Consider the following 15,798-nt stretch of genomic DNA (forward strand, 5'->3'; position numbering starts at 1 on the left):
CGGAACTGGCCGGAGCTCGTCTGTTCTCCGGAACTGGCCGGAGCTCGTCCGCGAAAGGTCACCACCGGCCCGTCCACGGTCCGCGATCCCCGCGGAACGCCTGCGGCCCCTGAGGTAACAGTTTTTACATCAACGTCACCTCCGGGCTAGCAACGGTGACCCTTCGTCGCCTACGTTGCCTGCAACCGGTTGCCGCAACCGGTTGTCATGAGGGTATCCCTCACTCTCCGTCAAAGGAATCGAACTCCACTTATGTTCCACAGGCCCCGAGCAGGCGTGCTGTTGCTGCTGCCCGGGCTGCTCCTGATGGTGCTCGGCTTCGCGGTGCCGTCCGTCGCGATGCTCTTCGCGCCACCGGGGGTCAGTCCGCCCGAAGTGTTCCGCCGTCTGGCGCAGATGCTCACCGACGGCTACGACCTCCAGGTCATCTGGCGCACGCTGGCCTTCGGGCTGATCGTGACCGTCCTGTGCGTCGTGATCGCGTTCCCCATCGCCACGCTGCTGGTTCGCTCGACCTCCCGCTGGGCGGGCGTGTGGCTGGCCCTGGCGGTGTTCCCGCTGCTGCTGAGCAATGTCGTGCGCACCTTCGGCTGGCTGGTGATTCTCGGTACCCACGGCGTGCTGGGCCGCCTCATCACCGGCCTCGGACTGGCGCAGCAGGCCCCGCAGTTGCTGTACACGCCGCTGGCCGTCGTGCTCGGCCTGGTCCAGCTCTTCCTGCCGCTCGCCATCGTCTCCTGCTACTCGGCCGTCGCCCAGGTGGACCGGGGACTCGACGACGCCGCCCGAGGTCTTGGCGCCGGCCGGCTGCGCACGCTGTGGACCGTGATGGTCCCGCTGTCGCTGCCGGGCATCGCCGTCGCCGCCACCCTGGTGTTCGCAGGGAGCATCACCGCGTACACCACGCCCTATCTCCTGGGCGGGTCGTCGCAGCAGCTGCTCGCCACTCAGCTGTTCGTCTACGCCAACGTCACCGTCGACTGGGCCGCGGCCTCCGCGACGGCGCTCGTGATGACTGTGCTCGTCTTCGCCGTCTCCGGGCTCGGATCGGCTGTGGCACGGGCGAAGGGACGGGTGTCATGAAGGCACGTCCGATAGCCGCCGCGCTCGCCGTCCTCGGCTACGTGATCATGCTGGTGCCGATCCTGTTCGTCGTGGCGAGCGCGTTCACCTCCAGCAGCACCCTGACGTTCCCACCCGAGGGGTTCTCGCTCCACTGGTTCGGCAAGGCGGCCGCCTATCAGCCGTTCACCAGCGCGCTTGTCACCAGCCTCCTGTTGGCCTGCGCCGCCACCGCGCTGGCCCTGGCCCTCGGTGTCCCGGTCGCCCTCGGCCTGCAGCGCGGGGTGATACCCGGTCGATCCCTGCTGCAAGGGCTGTTCCTGTCCCCTCTGGTGGTCCCGGAACTGGTCATCGGTCTCGCCCTGTACCAGCAGCTGATGATCGGGCTCGGGCAGACCGCGTTCGTCGCCCTCCTGATCGGGCACGCCGTTTTGCTGATGCCCTACGCGGTGCGTGTCACGGGAGCCGCCCTCAACCTGGCGGACCCCGCTCTTGAGGAGGCGGCGCGCGGGCTGGGTGCCAGTCCGTGGCGGGCGTTTCGCACGGTCACGCTGCCGCTGCTGAGGCCCGGCGTGATGTCGGCGGGGCTGCTCGGCTTCATCACCTCGTTCAACAACGTGCCGCTGTCTTTGCTGCTCCAGAGCCGGGACTCCGGGACGCTTCCGGTCACGATGCTCGACTACGTACAGCAGTCCTACGACCCACTCATCGCCGCCATGTCCACACTCGTGCTGGCCGCCACCATCGTCGTCGCCGTCGTCGCCGAACGCACCGTCGGCTTCACCAAGATCTTCGGGGGGATCAACTGATGACCGCCGCCGCCCAATTCATCGACGTCACGCGGACTTTCGGGGACTTCACCGCCGTCGGGTCGCTCACCCTGGACATCCCGGAAGGGAAGATCACCACGCTGCTCGGGCCGAGCGGCTGCGGCAAGACGACCACCCTGCGGATGCTCGCCGGCTACACCATGCCCACCACGGGCACCATCCGCATCGCAGGGAAGGACGCCACCCGGCTGACGCCGGACAAGCGCAACCTCGGCATGGTCTTCCAGTCGTACGCCCTCTTCCCGCACATGAGCGTGGCGGACAACGTCGGCTACGGGCTGAAGCTCCGCAAGGTCCCGGCTGACGAGCGCCAACGCCGGGTGGCCGAGGCGCTGGACCTCGTGGGCCTCGGCCATCTCGCCGCGCAGCGACCCCGCAAGCTCTCGGGCGGCCAGCAGCAGCGGGTGGCGCTCGCCCGCGCCGTGGCCATCCGTCCCTCCCTGCTGCTGCTCGACGAGCCGTTGTCGAACCTGGACGCGCGGCTGCGGGTGCAGATGCGCGCCGAGATCCGCCGGATCCAGGCCGAAACCGGCCTGACCGTGGTCCTGGTGACCCACGACCAGGACGAGGCGCTGGAGATGTCCGACGTGATGGTCCTGATGCGTTCCGGGCACGTCATGCAGAGCGGCGCACCAGCCGACGTCTTTCCGCGGCCCGCCAACCGCTTCGTCGCCGAGTTCCTGGGCTACGAGAACTTCGTCCCGGCCCGCGCGGCGGGCGGTCCGGTGGACGCCGACGGCGACGCCGTCCTTACCGTGCGCCCGGAGCACCTGGAGGTCCTTCAGGGGCCCGCACCGGACGGCGCCCGGCTGACGCTGCCCGCCACGGTCACCAACATCGCCTACCGCGGCGTGGACCGGCACGTCACCGTGTCCGCGCGCGGCGGTGAGGACGACGTCACCCTCATCGCGACCGTGCGCGCGAACCACGACCGGGCCGACTGGCGCCCGGGCGACGAGGTCACAGTGTCCGCCCGGCCGGAACACGTGGTCGACCTGGCCGGCTGAACCGGCGTCCGCCCCCCCTCTTTCCCGCTCGGCGTCACCCCTCGCCCCTCGCCCCTCGCCCCTTCGGAAGGATCCCTTCGTGCGTACCGTCCCTCGGCGCCGTCGCGCCACGGTGGCCGTCGTCGCCACCGCGCTGTGCATGACCATGGCCGGCTGCTCCGCCACCGGCAGCAAGAAAGACAGCAAGACCCTCGTCGTCAGCACCTTCCCCTTCGGATCGCAGGAGCTGAAGAAGTCCGTCATCCAGCCCTTCGAGAAGAAGACGGGCTACAAGGTCGAACTCGACACGGGCACCAACTCCACCCGCCTGACCCGCCTGGAACAGGCCGGCGGCCAGTCGGACGTGGACGTCATGGTCCTGTCCGACTACTACGCCGCGCTGGGCCAGTCGAAGGGCCTCTTCCAGAAGGTCAGCGCCAAGAACGTGCCGAACATGGCCAAGCTCCGCGGCTTCGCCGTCGACAAGGCCTACGACGGCCCCGCGTACACCTACCAGCTCAACGGCACCCTTTACCGGACCGACAAGCTCGACGCCAAGACCGCCGCCGACTGGTCCGTGTACGCGGACACGAAGTACGCCAAGAAGACCGCCCTGCCCGACATCTCGGTCACCTCGGGACAGCTCACTGCCTCCGGAATCGGCGCGACGTACGGCAGCGGCCCCGACGACATCGACACCGCGTACAAGAAGCTCGGCGCCTGGGCCCCGCACACCCTGCAGTTCTACTCGTCCTCGACCGAGGTGACCAACCTGCTCACCCAGGGCGAGATCGTCGCCGCCCCGGCGATCAGCGCGTTCGCCACCCCGCTCATCAAGTCCGGTGCACCGGTGAGCTGGGTGCCACCCGCCAAGGGCAAGTACATGGCGACCAACCGTTTGATGATTCCCAAGGACGCCCAGAACCAGAAGGCCGCGAACGCCTTCATCGACTACTACCTGTCCACCAAGGCGCAGACCCGGGCAGCGGACGTCATCGGCGACCTGCCCGTGAACCCGCACGCCACGGTCCCCTCGGTACTCGGCAAGGTCGCCGGGAAAGCCGCGACCGACCCGGTCGGCGCAGGCTTCCGCACTCTGGACCCCCGCCCGATCGTGAAGCACCGCGATGCGTGGGTCCAGCGGTTCACCCGCGAAGTCAGCGCCAAGTAACCGTCGGCCGCAGGCCGGAAAGCCGACGGCCCGGCCGCACCCCCGCAGCCCCCATCCTCCACCTGACCCGCGCTTGGACACCATGACCACGCTCATCGAACGCGACCGCTATCTGCGCCAGATGCCGAAGACCGACCTGCACTGCCACCTGATCGGCACCGTACGGGCCAAGACCTTCGCCGACCTGGCCCGGCGAAGCGGGCTCGACCTGCCCGCGGCCCCCGAGACCATCTTCCGCGACGTCAACTCCCTGCCGCCGGACCCGAAACTCTACGAGAACACCCGCATCCCCGTACCCCGTGGACGCGCCGCCGACGAACCCGAAGTGTCCTACCCCCTGTTCCAGGTGTCGAAGTGGGTCGTCGAGGCCCTGCGCGACGCCGACGACCTGACCCGCATCGCCTACGAGGCCTTCGAGGCGGCCCACCACACCAGCTCCGTACGGCACCTGGAGGTGTCCTTCGACCGGGTGCCCTCACACCTGAGCTCGCTCGGCTACCGGGGCGCGGTCGAGGCGTACGCCGAGGGCATCCGGCTCGCCGAACGCGACTTCGGCATGAGCGGCCGCCTCATCGCCGCCGTCGACCGCAGCACCACCGCCGAACAGGCCCTGGCATGGGTACGCGAGGTCGTGGACCACCCACACGAATACGTCGCCGGAATCGGCCTGGACAACTTGGAGACAGCCGGCCCCCCGGAGCGCTTCAAGGATGCCTTCCAACTCGCAGGACAAGCAGGCCTGCACCGCACCGCGCACGCCTCCGAACACGCCCCGGTGGCAGCCAACACCACCACCTGCCTGGACCTGCTCGGCTGCGACCGCATCGATCACGGCTACTACGTACTCGAGGACGACGACGTCGTGGCCCGCTGCCGCGACCAACGGGTGCCGTTCGTCGTCGCCTTCACCACCTCACGCCGGTCCTGGCGCCCCTGGCGCCGGGCATCGATCGCGGCGATGGTCGACGCCGGACTGAACGTGATCCTCGCCGACGACGACCCGGGCCTGTTCCCGACCACACTCACCGACGAATACCGGATCGCCGCCGACGACCTGGGCATGAGTCTGCCGAGGCTGCGCGCCCGGGCACTCGCCGGCGTCGACGCCTGCTGGCTGCCCGACACCGACAAGACCGCCCTACGGGACCAGTTCATCGCCGAGTTCGACGCACTCGACGCGCAGACGAGAACCTCGCCCACGGACCCACCCGAGATCCACGCCAGGCAATAGTTTCCCCGACTGTCCAGCCACGAGCGCCGGTTCACCTTCGGTCTTGAGACGGCGCGCTGCTACAACCTGCGCCACGAGGGCTCAGCGACCCTGTTCCACTTGCTGAGCCGGTAGGAGCCGGCGCCGGGGGTCTTGGGGCATCGCCGATCCCGAATCCGTGCCTCCCCCGAACCACCAGTTCGTGGAGGACAGTTCACCGCGCCGTCCTTCGCCGCACACTGCGGCGATAGACGGACGGACATGAGCACCGCCCCCGTGCTGCGATCCTTGCGCGGGCTCGGGCCGTGGGACGAGGTCGGCCGACGCTTCGCTCTTTTCGTCGAGCCATGCGACGACCTAATGGGTGCGGTGCTCTCGTCCTGTCGGGGGGGGCATGAGACGTTGCAGCGTTGGCGAAACTATCGGGGCGCGGGGCGTCGACGATCTCGACGAGGCCCTCGAGGCCGCCGGGGGACCGGCGGAGCAATTGTCAGTTCCTGTGGATCGGCGCTGCCTCCTGGTTACGCGCTGAGGTGTTCGTGGAGCATCTGCCAGGTCCCGGCGTTGTTGACGAGCACGTTGGTGCCGCGGCCGCTTCCTGATCGCGGTTGGCCGTCGACGGACCCGGTCCAAGTGAACCGGTAGCGGCATACCGCGTAGTCATCGCTGTGAGCGATCCACTCCAGGTCGTCTATCTGATAGATCTCGTCGCGGATGGTGGCGAAGGTCTTGGCGATGGCGGAGAGGACGGCTTCGCTGCCATGGTGCGACCCTTCGGAGAACCAGTAGACGGCCTCTGGAGCGATCAGCGGGACGAGCTGGGTGACGTCGTGACTGTTGGTCGCCTGCTCGTAGACGTGGATGAACTCGGTGAGAAGTGCGGTGGGTTCGGGCACTGACTGGTCCTTCTCTTCCCTTCGCGATGTGACAGGCAGGAGCAGCCAGGCTGCCGTGGCCTGTTCTTGCTCGACGAGGATGCCGTTCTCGAACGGCCGGGCCGCCCGCGCCGCGAGTGACCTTCGTCCGAGTCTCACCGAGCTGAAGGTCGACTCGATCGGGTTGGTCGTCCGCAGGTGGATCCAATGTTCGGCCGGGAAGTCGTAGAACGCCAGGAGTCCCTCGGAGTCGTCGGTGATCTTCCGGACGGCCTTGGGCCACTTCGCGCCGTAGGTCTTCGTGAACGCGGCGATCGCCTTCTCTGCGTGCTTGCGGTCCTCTGCGGTGTAGATCTCCTGCATCGCCTTCTTCGCGCCGGGCTGCGCGGACTTCGGCGGTACATTCGTCATACTTCGGGCCTTGTGGACCCAGCACCTCTGGTGCCTGGCCTGCGGAAACACGTCGGACAGGGCCTTCCACAGGCCCATCGCCCTGCCCCCTACGACGAGTTCGGGGTCCGTCATGCCGCGTCCGACAGGTCACGCTCCTGGAAGGCGGCGTGATCGGCCTGCCACTGCTTGGTCAGCCGGGTCACCGTCGCCGGCGACAGGCCGGCCGTCGAGCCGAGGAACTGTTCCATCGCGGGCACGAAGTCGCCGGAGGAAAGTCCGTGCAGGTAGAGCAGGGGCAGCACCTCGCTGATCTTCGGGGACTTGCGGCACCAGGGCGGCAGGATCTTCGAGGAGAACCGCTGGCGTTCACCGATGGCCGCATCGACGCGCTTGTCGCTCACGCGCGGGGCGGTGACCTCGACGGCACCCGCGGCGGTGGTCACGGCCAGTACGGGTGCGGGCAGCGGGTGGGCTGGCTGCAGCTGCAGCTGCACGGCTTGGCGAAGGTGCCCATGCCGCGAGCGAGCTGCTTGGGGATGGAAGGCAATGTACTGACCTCGGGCTCTTGCTGACTTTTTGCTGACTCAGCGCCCGTGATTGTGGTTTTGATCTACGGCCGCACCAAACGGCACGTCCGGTCGTCCGCTGTGGGACGGCCCGGTTGACGGGAATGTTTCGACTCCGTCAAACCGCGTGTGAGCAGGGGATTTACCGGGTTAGCGTCAGGATCATGACAGAGACGATCAAGACCTCGGCGCCGCCCCGGCACCCCGTCCGACAGCTGATGGCCGCCTCCGTCGGCAACGCCGTCGAGTGGTACGACTGGTACGCGTACACGTTCCTGGCGACCTACATCGCCGATCAGGTGTTTCCGAAGGGCGCCGACAACTCGCTCGTTCCGTTGCTCGCCACTTTCGCCGTGTTCGCGGTGGGGTTCTTCATGCGGCCCGTGGGTGGGCTGTTGATGGGGGCCGTCGCCGACCGGCGGGGGCGGCGGGCCGCGCTCACCGTGACCATTCTGCTGATGGGCGGGAGCAGTCTGCTGGTCGGGATCACGCCGACGTACGCGTCGGTGGGGGTGCTCGCGCCGATCGTGCTGGTGCTCGCCCGGCTGCTCCAAGGGCTGTCCGTGGGCGGGGAGTTCGCGGCGTCGACGACGTTTCTCGTGGAGTCCGCGGGGCCGGGGCGGCGCGGACTGTTCTCGTCGTTCCAGTATGTGTCCACGTCCATCGGGCAGTTGATCGCGTCGGGCGTCGCCGCGGTGCTCGTGGCCACGCTCGCCGAGGGGCAGATGGACGGCTGGGGGTGGCGGGTGCCGTTCCTCGCGGGCGCGGTGCTCAGCCTCGTCGGGTTCTGGATCCGGCAGGGCGCGCAGGAGACGCGGAGCGAGGCGCACGAGCGGCCGGGGCTGTTCGACGCGCTGCGCCAGTACCCGCGCCAGTCGCTGCTCATCTGCGGCATCACGGCCGGCGGCACTCTGGCGTACTACACGTGGACCTCTTACCTGCCGACGTACGCGGAGCTGAACACCGACATCGACAAGTCGCAGGCGCTGACCGTGGGAACGATCTCGCTGGCGTTCTTCGCGCTGTTGCAGCCGGTCGGCGGGATGCTGTCCGACCGGTTCGGGCGCAAGCCGCTGCTGTTGTTCTTCGGGCTCGGATTCGCGCTGCTGAGCGTGCCGTTGCTGCACTCGCTGACGGGCTCCTTCGCCTCGCTGCTATTCGCGCAGTGCGCCGGCATGGTGCTACTCACCGGCTTCACGTCGATCTCGGCCGCGGTCAACGCGGAGGTGTTCCCGGCGCGGGTGCGGGCGGCCGGGATCGGGTTCCCCTATTCGCTGACGGTGGCTCTGTTCGGGGGCACGGCCCCGTACATGGGCACGCTGTTCAAGGATCTCGGGCACAGCGGGCTCTTCCCGTGGTACGTCGCCGTGCTGTGCCTCGTGTCCTCGGTCGTGTATCTGCGGCTCCCGGAGAGCGCGCACCGGGAGCTCGATCGCTGAGGGCGGTTCAGCCGCCGGATCCCTGTCCGGCGGCTTCCGCCCGCCCCCGCTCCCCCGGGGCGGGCACGGGGGCCGCTCCCGCGCGCATCATCACGCAGTCGAACTCGAGCACCCGGCCGGTGCTCTTCTCGCGGGTCACCGGGTACATGCCGGTGACCTCGAAGCCGTGGCCCTCGTACTCGGCGAGGGCCTCCTCCATGCGCGGGCTGCCCTCGTAGAGCCGCAGGAGCGCGACCTCCGACTGCAGGCCCACGAAATCGCCGACGCGCTCCCCCGCCCCGGCGAACACCTCCAGGTCGTAGCCCTGCGTGTCCATCTTGAGGTAGGGGCGGGGGTCCTGGATGCCGACGAGGGCCTGGTCCATGACGCCGTCGAGGCGACAGACCTGGATGTCCTCCGTGCGGCCCTTCGTGAACCGCTTGTACGCCGCGTTCCCGTAGTCGCTCGGGGAAAGCAGCGAGTTCATGGTGTTCCATTCGACGTGCATGGGACGGAGTTCGTCCGAACGGCCGAGTCCGCAGGGGAAGACGTGCCAGTCCGGGTCGCCTTCGGCACGCTTCCGCAATTTCTCCAGGAAGCGCGGAACGGGTTCGAACGATACAATGCGGCCTTTGTATCCGAACTGCCTGAGACGCTTTCCGTACTGTCCGACGTTCGCGCCCACGTCGAATACGCAGTTCACCCCGTAGTGGTCGAGCATCTCGGCGACGTGGCGGCCGCAGAGATAGTCGGACGCCGCCTTCTGGAAGTCCCGCTCCGCCATGCCCGACTTCCGCTGGTCCACGACGAGATGGACGCCGCCGCCCAGGCCGGTGCTGGTCCACCTCCCGTGCCGTCGGTGCACAAGGACCGCAGCTCCGGGAGCGAGGTCGATGATCTGGGCCCCGGTCCGGGAGAGGCCGTTCAGCAGTGTCCGGTACAGAGAAGCCATGGCCGACACCGTCGCAGAAACGGACCGGAACCCCGGTACGGCCCGGCCCGCGTCACTCGAAACAGTGACCCTTCGCATTCCGTGCGATATTCGTACCGTCGAGTGACCATGGGAGAGCGTTTCCCGTGAAGGATGTAAACGCCGCTAGGTCACGAGCCCTCTCCTCGGAACTGGTCCGAGCGCACGGATTGACACACCTACATGACCCCCATAAAAGTCACGGTTATCATTCCGACCCACAACACTGGCGAAGACGTCATGGTGGGCCTCACCGCACTGCGGAAACAGTCCATGCCCCGCACGGACTTCGAAGTTCTCTACGTCGACGACGGATCAACGGACGACACGGTCGCTTTCCTGGAAAGGGAATTGGCCGACGAGGACAACATGCACGTCGTCCCGATGACCAACTCGGGCTGGCCCGGACGCCCCCGCAACACCGGAGTCGACCGCGCCCGGGGCGAGTACGTGCACTTCGTCGACGATGACGACTGGCTCTCACCGCAGGCGCTGGAGCGGCTCTACGCCCGCGCCGAGGAAACCGACGCCGACATCGTGATCGGGCGCATGGCGGGACACGGACGCGGCGCCCCGCGCGCCCCGTTCGCGAGGCCGCTCGAGCGGGGGTCGGTGCGCGAGAACCCGGTGCTGCTGGGCAGCATGACCGTGCACAAGCTGTTCCGTCGGCAGTTCCTCCTCGACCACGGGCTGCGCTTCGAGGAGGGCCGGGTACGGCTCGAGGACCATCTGTTCACGCTGCGGGCCTACCTCCTGGCCAAGCAGGTCAGCACCGTGCCGGACTACACGACCTACCACTGGGTGCGGCACCGCAACGGCAAGCACAACATCAGCTACACCCCCATCGAGCCCGCCCCGTACATCGGCTCGGTGCGGCGCATCATCGCGCTGCTGCACGCCCCGGACACGCATGTGTCGGACGACGACCTGCGGCACCGGTTCACCGCCAACTGGTATGGCAGCAAGGCGCTGAAGCGGCTCACCGGGAGGGGTTTCCTCGGTCAGGACGAGGAGCGTCGCGCGGCCTGGCGGCAGGAGGTCATCGCGCTCGCCGCCGACCTGCCGGACGCCGTCGACCGTCATCTGCCGGAGCGTCTGCGCCCGCTCTCCCGGCTGTGCCGTTCCGGCGACCACGAGGGCATCCACGCCTACACCCGGTACGAGAGCGAGGTGGGGCATCTGCCGAAGGTCCAGGAAGCGACGTGGCGGGACGAGGCGCTCCACGTCCGCACGCGCACATCGCTGGTGCGGACCGACCCGGAGACGGGCGAGAGCACCCCGCTCCTGTTCCGCCGCGCGGTGCACGAGGCGCCGTCCGGCAAGAAGCGGGTGCGGTGGATCTGGCAGCCGCCCGCTCCGCTCGACGATCTGCCGGGGATCGCCCCCGCGCTCGACTTCACCCAGCCGCTCAAGCACGCCAAGGCGCAGGGCCTCGTGCACCACAAGGCGGGCGGCACCGAACTCGTCGTGACCACCGGGACCTCCGAGCTCCGGCCCACCCCGCACGAGGCGGACCCCGACCTGTGGGAGATGCACTGGGTGACGGAGTGCACCATCGACCCCGCCGGCGTCGACGAGATATCCGGGCCGCTGGAACCCGGCGCCTGGCACGTGTGCCTGCGCCTGAACGTGGGCGGCTGGCTCAGCTCGCCACGCCTGTCCGGGGTGAAACTCTCCGTGCCGGCCGACGCGAAACCCGAGACGGCCGAGCGGCAGCGGACCGCATCCGACGTCCACCACCACCCGCTGCACGGTGTCGCGAAGGTGGCCGTCCCCGTGCTGCGCCGAGTGTTCCCCGCCGCCGCGTACCAGGCGCTGCGCGACCGCTACCGGCGCCTCATCACGTCCGACCGGAGACCCGCCCCGGTCTCGGCGGCCCTGGAGGAGTTGCAACGCGCCCACCAGGCGCAGGCGGTCAGCGTTTCCAGTAGCCGCAGAACATGACGCGTCCCTTCGGTACACCCTGAGCCACCCAGTGCCGACCAAGCCCGGCGGCCAGGCCCGACTCGTCGGCGGCCAGGACGACTTGGCCGGCGCGCTCGGGCAGGTTGAAAGCGGTTCCTTCGTCGAGGAGGACGACCGTGTCGCCGGGTGCACAGGTGCGCGCCCAGGTCTCGGCGGGGCCGGCCGTGGCCGCGCCGCCGTGCGGCCCGATGGGCGCGGACCGTGTAGTTGCGCAGGACGGGGCGGGTGCCCTTGGGGCCGCCGAGGAGTTTCAGGTAGCTGAGCCTGCCCAGCCGGTCCGGGATCCGGCCGAGCGAGGCGACCGCGTCGGGGCCCGCCGGGAGGAAGAGGCGGAACCACTGATCGTGCCCCATCGGCCGGAAGTGCGCGATGTCGCCGCCGCCGAGGGTGGCGCGGACGAAGTGGGGCGAGAGGCGTTCGCTGCGCAGGACGTGGAGGCGCAGGGGGCGAGCCGAGTCGGGCCTGCCTTCAAGCTCCCGTCGTCGCCCGCAGGGCGGCGACGCGGAGCGTGCCACGCCCCGCGGCGCAGACGGGAGTTGAAGGCAGGCCCGAGGGCCTGACGCGGGTGGGGGTGATGTTGCCGCGCTGCATGGCGCCTCCGTTCAGCGGTGGGAGCGGGTCGCCGCGAAGTCGAGGAGTTCCTGGATGCGGTGGCCCACTTCGTGGGGGCCGATCGCGTGGCTGTGGAAGGCGATGCGGGCATCCTCGTACTCCTCGGCGGCGCGTTCGAGGCGCAGGACGAGGCCCCTGCGGTCGAGGCGTACGGGACGGATGTCCGCCACGTCCGACAGGTCCAACCCGCCGACCGTTTCCGCTAGTTCGACGAGCAGGTCCGCGTGGCCGGTGTCGAGGTGCGAGAGCAGTTCCGCCTCGACCCCGGCCAGCGGGTCGGGCGCCGCCGCGGCGAGTTCCGTCACATCCAGGACGCGCACCGTGTCGTCCTCGGCGAAGGCGGCCCGCGCCGGACGGAACAGCAGGGTGTCGGGGCCCGCGTTCCCGAGGCGTCCGCTGAAGGCGAGGCGGGCCCGCACCCGGTCGCGTACGACGACGGGGGCCACGTCCGTGAACTCCGCGTACGCGGCGAGGCCCGAGTGCGGCGCCGTGGCGAGCGCCGCGGTCAGCCGCGGGTCCTCGGGGTCGAGCAGGATGAGCCGGGACGCGGCGTCCACGGCGTAGAGCCCCACGCAGTCGAGCCGCAGCCGGGCCTCGGTCGTGGTGGTCAGGGTCAGGGTCAAGGTGTCGGCCGCGGCGAGGATCGTCCGCGCCCGCTCGGCGGTGGTGAGCTCCTGGTGCGCCACTGGGTTGACCATCTCCACTCCAAACTTAGGTAAGGCTCACCTTACTCGTGCGTGGGATGTGGTGTCACCCCGGCCCCCGTACCGTCATGCACCAGTCCCCCGTGGGACGAAGGTCATGCGCGCCAGGCGGACACCGCCGTGCAGCCGGACGCGCAGATCACCCACTCCCGTGCCGGTGAAGGGGGCGGCGACCGTGACGTAGTCGTACGGTCCGCCGGTCGCCGGCACCTCGACGCGACACCCGTCCGCCACGTCCACGAGTCCCTCGCCCGCGACGTCGAGGCGCACGGCCGAGACACCATCGGTCCCGAAGTCGCAGTCTTTGTAGAGGAGTTCGCCCTCGCCGGTGACGGCGTCGCCGCGGGTTTTCGTGCGGTCGACGATCTCGATGCCGCCGCTCTGCTCGTCGTACGTCGTCGCGTCCAGCCCTTCGGTGAGGACGGAGCGCGGCGCGGGACCGTCGCCGCCCACGCGCAGGGTCTCGGCGAGGCGGATGTCCGCACTGGAGGCGCCGACGAGCAGCTCGTACGGTCCGTCGGCGACGCTCCAGCGGCCGCGCGCGACGTCCCAGTGGCCGAACTCGGCGACCGGGACGACGAAGGTGACGCGCTCCGACTCCCCCGCGCCGAGGGTGACGCGGCGGTGCCCGACGAGTTGGCGGCGCGGGCGCGGCACGGAGGCGTCCACCGCGCGCAGATACAGCTGCGGCACCTCGTCGGCCGTGCGCGGGCCCGTGTTCGTGACGGTGAAGGTGACCTCCACCGTCGCGTCGTCCGGGCGGGAGACGAACAGCGCGTCGTAGGTGAACGGCGCGTAGGACAGGCCGTGTCCGAACGGGTAGAGCGGGGCACCTTGGAAGTAGAGGTACGTCTGACGCGAGCCGATGATGTCGTAGTCGAGGAGGCCGGGCAGGTCGGTGTCGGCCGCGTACCAGGTCTGCGGGAGCCGTCCCGCCGGGCTGACGTCGCCGGCGAGGACGCGGGCGAGGGCGCGGCCCGCGGCCTGGCCGCCGTGCGCGGTCCACAGCAGGGCGGGCAGTTCGGTGTGCGCTTCGGGGACGGCGTACGGGTACGAGGAGACCAGCACGAGGGCCGTGCGCGGGTTGGCGGCCCGGGCCGTGCGCCACAACTCGTCCTGGTGCGGCGGGAGTTCAAGAGTCGTACGGTCCTCGGTCTCGCGCCCGTTGATGTGCGGGTCGTTGCCCGCGAGGACGAGCACGACGTCCGCGCCCGCGGCCACCCCGGCCACGGCGTCGGTGCCGCGCTCCACGACCTCGACCTCGAACACCGTGCCCCGGTCGGCAACCTTCAGGCCGTCGGCGGCGACCGACACGTAGCGACCCGTCCCCGCGTGCCTGAGGAGGTGACCGTTCCCGTGCGGTTCGAGTGTGTACGTCTCCTGGACGACCCAGCCGCCGGGCTGCTCGGCGGAGGCCCGTACGTATCCGTCGTCGGCGACCGAGAGGTAGCGGCCGTCGGGCGCGCGGAAGGTGAGGACGCCGGATCCCCAGTCGGCCAGGGCGAGTTCGGTACCGTCGGCGGACGACGAGACATGCAGCGGCGGCAGGTCGGTGCGGCCGGTGATCAGGGCGGGATCGAGGGCCGCGCCGGACACACCGGGCGCCGCCTCGTGCCCTGCGTCGGGAACGCACACCCACCCCTCGGCGCACCGCAGCCGCACCCGGTCCGCGCCCTCCGCGTACGTGACACGCTCCGCGCCGAACCGCTCCCGCAGCCCGTCGAGGGGTGTCGAGCGGCGGATGAGGGTGCCGCTGTACCAGTCCGTCCTGCACTCGTCGGCGAGCGGGCCGACGACCGCGATCCGGGTGTCCCCGGCGAGCGGCAGCAGGCCGTCGTTCTTGAGCAGCACGATCGCCTGCTCGGCGGCCTCCTGGGCGAGCGCGCGATGGGCGTCGGTGTCGAAGTCCCGCACGTCGGCGAAGGGGTCGGTGTCGGCGAACTCGCCGAGCCGGGCCCGCACGTCCAGCTGCCTGCGCACGGCGGCGTCGATGTCGGACTCGGAGATCAACCCCTGGTCGTACGCCCGCCGCAGCCGCCCCACGATCGTCGAGGAGTCGGTGCCGTGGTCGGTGAAGCTGTCGACTCCGGCACGCAGGGCGGCGGCGACAGCCTCCTCGTGCGTGTCGAAGTAGTGCTCGGAGTCGACGAGGTTGCTGGGCGCGCCGGCGTCGGAGCAGACGAGGAGCGCCTGGTCGGTCCAGGTTCTCAACTCCTCGCGGAGATACGGCGATACGTGGTTCGGGCGGCCGTTGACGAGGTTGTAGGCGGGCATGACACCGGCCACCGCGCCGGCCTCGACGGGCCGCTTGAACGCCCGGAGGTCGTACTCGTGCAGCACCCGCGGGCGCACGGAGGCGTTGGAGGTGTCCCGGTCCGTCTCGTTGTTGTGGGCGAGCCAGTGCTTGAGGACGGGGGCGGTGCGCCAGTACGCCGGGTGGTCGCCGCGCAGGCCGCGGGTGTAGGCGGTGGCGATCGCGGCGGTGAGGTGGGGGTCCTCGGAGTAGCCCTCTTCATTGCGACCCCACAGGGGGTTGCGCAGCAGATTGACCACCGGCGCCCACACGTTGAGGCCGACGCGGTCGTCGCGCCGACGCATCGCGCGGGCCTCGGCGGAGACGGCGTCGCCGATCCGGCGCACCAGCTCGTCGTTCCAGGTGGCGCCGAGGCCGACCGCCTGCGGGAAGACGGTGGCCTCCCCCATCCACGCGACGCCGTGCAGCGCCTCTTGACCGGTGCGGAACGCGGCGAGGCCGAGGTGCGGGGCGGCGGGCGCGAACTGGTGGAGCAGGGCGATGCGTTCGTCGAGCGTGAGCCGGGCGACGAGGTCGTCGACGCGCTTGCCGTCGGGGGTGGCGGAGTCGGCGCCGAGCAGGGGTCTTTCCGTCATGTGCGCGTCCCTTGGCGAAGTGGGTCGGATCGTATTCGAAGCGCTTCGATGCTGAGTACTGGCATGAGCGGGTGTCAAGTAGGCGGCAGAGAAAGCGCGTTCAGGAAAGTGACGCAGCGGTCTTGTGACGGTGGGAGCGCTCCCTTA

At 69.7% G+C, this 15,798-nt stretch carries 13 protein-coding genes and 1 pseudogene; 7 read left to right on the forward strand and 7 right to left on the reverse strand.

Annotated elements, in window-relative coordinates:
• The first annotated feature begins 252 nt into the window (after positions 1-252).
• The 5 genes from ACP4E5_RS10680 (at position 253) to ACP4E5_RS10700 (ending at position 5,280) form a co-directional block, all read left to right on the forward strand.
• Positions 253-1,083 (forward strand): ABC transporter permease, encoded by an 831-nt coding sequence (locus ACP4E5_RS10680; protein WP_425827332.1) that lies wholly within the window; start codon positions 253-255, stop codon positions 1,081-1,083.
• Positions 1,080-1,871 carry an ABC transporter permease gene (locus ACP4E5_RS10685; protein WP_425827334.1) on the forward strand — a complete coding sequence of 264 codons (792 nt, stop codon included), beginning with the start codon at positions 1,080-1,082 and terminating at the stop codon, positions 1,869-1,871. Before ACP4E5_RS10680 ends, ACP4E5_RS10685 begins: the two co-directional genes overlap by 4 nt.
• Entirely contained in the window at positions 1,871-2,899 is a 1,029-nt protein-coding gene (locus ACP4E5_RS10690; protein ID WP_425827336.1) for an ABC transporter ATP-binding protein, read from the forward strand. The genes ACP4E5_RS10685 and ACP4E5_RS10690 overlap by 1 nt, the downstream gene beginning before the upstream one ends.
• 79 nt (positions 2,900-2,978) lie before the next feature.
• On the forward strand, positions 2,979-4,049 hold the full coding sequence (locus ACP4E5_RS10695) for an ABC transporter substrate-binding protein (protein WP_425827339.1): 1,071 nt from the start codon (positions 2,979-2,981) through the stop codon (positions 4,047-4,049).
• Between the two features lie 82 nt (positions 4,050-4,131).
• Positions 4,132-5,280: an adenosine deaminase family protein gene (locus ACP4E5_RS10700; RefSeq protein WP_425827341.1), complete on the forward strand. Its 1,149-nt coding sequence runs from the start codon at positions 4,132-4,134 to the stop codon at positions 5,278-5,280.
• 500 nt (positions 5,281-5,780) lie between these two features.
• Here ACP4E5_RS10700 and ACP4E5_RS10705 read toward each other — a convergent pair whose 3' ends face one another.
• Together ACP4E5_RS10705 and ACP4E5_RS10710 are read right to left on the reverse strand one after the other, a co-directional pair.
• Complete coding sequence (locus tag ACP4E5_RS10705; RefSeq protein ID WP_425827343.1) at positions 5,781-6,155, reverse strand: YybH family protein; 375 nt, start codon at positions 6,153-6,155, stop codon at positions 5,781-5,783.
• A 94-nt stretch (positions 6,156-6,249) separates the two neighbouring features.
• A pseudogene (locus tag ACP4E5_RS10710) lies at positions 6,250-6,970 on the reverse strand (transposase); the annotation flags it as partial.
• Positions 6,971-7,257: 287 nt separating this feature from the next.
• Between ACP4E5_RS10710 and ACP4E5_RS10715 the strand changes: the two are divergent.
• Complete coding sequence (locus ACP4E5_RS10715; RefSeq protein ID WP_425827345.1) at positions 7,258-8,532, forward strand: MFS transporter; 1,275 nt, start codon at positions 7,258-7,260, stop codon at positions 8,530-8,532.
• Positions 8,533-8,539: 7 nt separating this feature from the next.
• Here the strand turns inward: ACP4E5_RS10715 and ACP4E5_RS10720 are convergent, their stop codons facing one another.
• Positions 8,540-9,463, reverse strand: coding sequence for an FkbM family methyltransferase (locus ACP4E5_RS10720; RefSeq protein ID WP_425827347.1), 924 nt, complete (start codon positions 9,461-9,463; stop codon positions 8,540-8,542).
• A gap of 201 nt (positions 9,464-9,664) precedes the next feature.
• Between ACP4E5_RS10720 and ACP4E5_RS10725 the strand changes: the two genes are divergently transcribed.
• Positions 9,665-11,425, forward strand: a complete 1,761-nt coding sequence (locus ACP4E5_RS10725) for a glycosyltransferase family 2 protein (protein WP_425827349.1) — start codon at positions 9,665-9,667, stop codon at positions 11,423-11,425.
• Here the strand turns inward: ACP4E5_RS10725 and ACP4E5_RS10730 are convergent.
• The 4 genes from ACP4E5_RS10730 to ACP4E5_RS10745 all read right to left on the reverse strand — a co-directional run bounded on the left by ACP4E5_RS10730 (position 11,308) and on the right by ACP4E5_RS10745 (position 15,651).
• Complete coding sequence (locus tag ACP4E5_RS10730; protein WP_425827351.1) at positions 11,308-11,961, reverse strand: siderophore-interacting protein; 654 nt, start codon at positions 11,959-11,961, stop codon at positions 11,308-11,310. The genes ACP4E5_RS10725 and ACP4E5_RS10730 overlap by 118 nt on opposite strands.
• Complete coding sequence (locus ACP4E5_RS10735) at positions 11,915-12,037, reverse strand: hypothetical protein (protein ID WP_425842177.1); 123 nt, start codon at positions 12,035-12,037, stop codon at positions 11,915-11,917. Before ACP4E5_RS10735 ends, ACP4E5_RS10730 begins: the two co-directional genes overlap by 47 nt.
• An 11-nt stretch (positions 12,038-12,048) precedes the next feature.
• Positions 12,049-12,756, reverse strand: coding sequence for a DUF2470 domain-containing protein (locus ACP4E5_RS10740; RefSeq protein ID WP_425827353.1), 708 nt, complete (start codon positions 12,754-12,756; stop codon positions 12,049-12,051).
• 72 nt (positions 12,757-12,828) lie between these two features.
• On the reverse strand, positions 12,829-15,651 hold the full coding sequence (locus ACP4E5_RS10745; protein ID WP_425827355.1) for a glycoside hydrolase family 3 C-terminal domain-containing protein: 2,823 nt from the start codon (positions 15,649-15,651) through the stop codon (positions 12,829-12,831).
• Positions 15,652-15,798 lie beyond the last annotated feature (147 nt).

Origin of the sequence: Streptomyces fractus (genome assembly GCF_049844455.1) — a bacterium.
GTDB classification, from domain to species: domain Bacteria; phylum Actinomycetota; class Actinomycetes; order Streptomycetales; family Streptomycetaceae; genus Streptomyces; species Streptomyces fractus.

Coding starts and splice junctions, on each gene's coding strand:
- ACP4E5_RS10680 (WP_425827332.1), top strand. CDS start 253: ATGTTCCACAGGCCCCGAGCAGGCGTGCTGTTGCTGCTGCCCGGGCTG.
- ACP4E5_RS10685 (WP_425827334.1), top strand. CDS start 1,080: ATGAAGGCACGTCCGATAGCCGCCGCGCTCGCCGTCCTCGGCTACGTG.
- ACP4E5_RS10690 (WP_425827336.1), top strand. CDS start 1,871: ATGACCGCCGCCGCCCAATTCATCGACGTCACGCGGACTTTCGGGGAC.
- ACP4E5_RS10700 (WP_425827341.1), top strand. CDS start 4,132: ATGACCACGCTCATCGAACGCGACCGCTATCTGCGCCAGATGCCGAAG.
- ACP4E5_RS10715 (WP_425827345.1), top strand. CDS start 7,258: ATGACAGAGACGATCAAGACCTCGGCGCCGCCCCGGCACCCCGTCCGA.
- ACP4E5_RS10720 (WP_425827347.1), bottom strand. CDS start 9,463: ATGGCTTCTCTGTACCGGACACTGCTGAACGGCCTCTCCCGGACCGGG.
- ACP4E5_RS10725 (WP_425827349.1), top strand. CDS start 9,665: ATGACCCCCATAAAAGTCACGGTTATCATTCCGACCCACAACACTGGC.
- ACP4E5_RS10735 (WP_425842177.1), bottom strand. CDS start 12,037: ATGCAGCGCGGCAACATCACCCCCACCCGCGTCAGGCCCTCGGGCCTG.
- ACP4E5_RS10740 (WP_425827353.1), bottom strand. CDS start 12,756: ATGGTCAACCCAGTGGCGCACCAGGAGCTCACCACCGCCGAGCGGGCG.
- ACP4E5_RS10745 (WP_425827355.1), bottom strand. CDS start 15,651: ATGACGGAAAGACCCCTGCTCGGCGCCGACTCCGCCACCCCCGACGGC.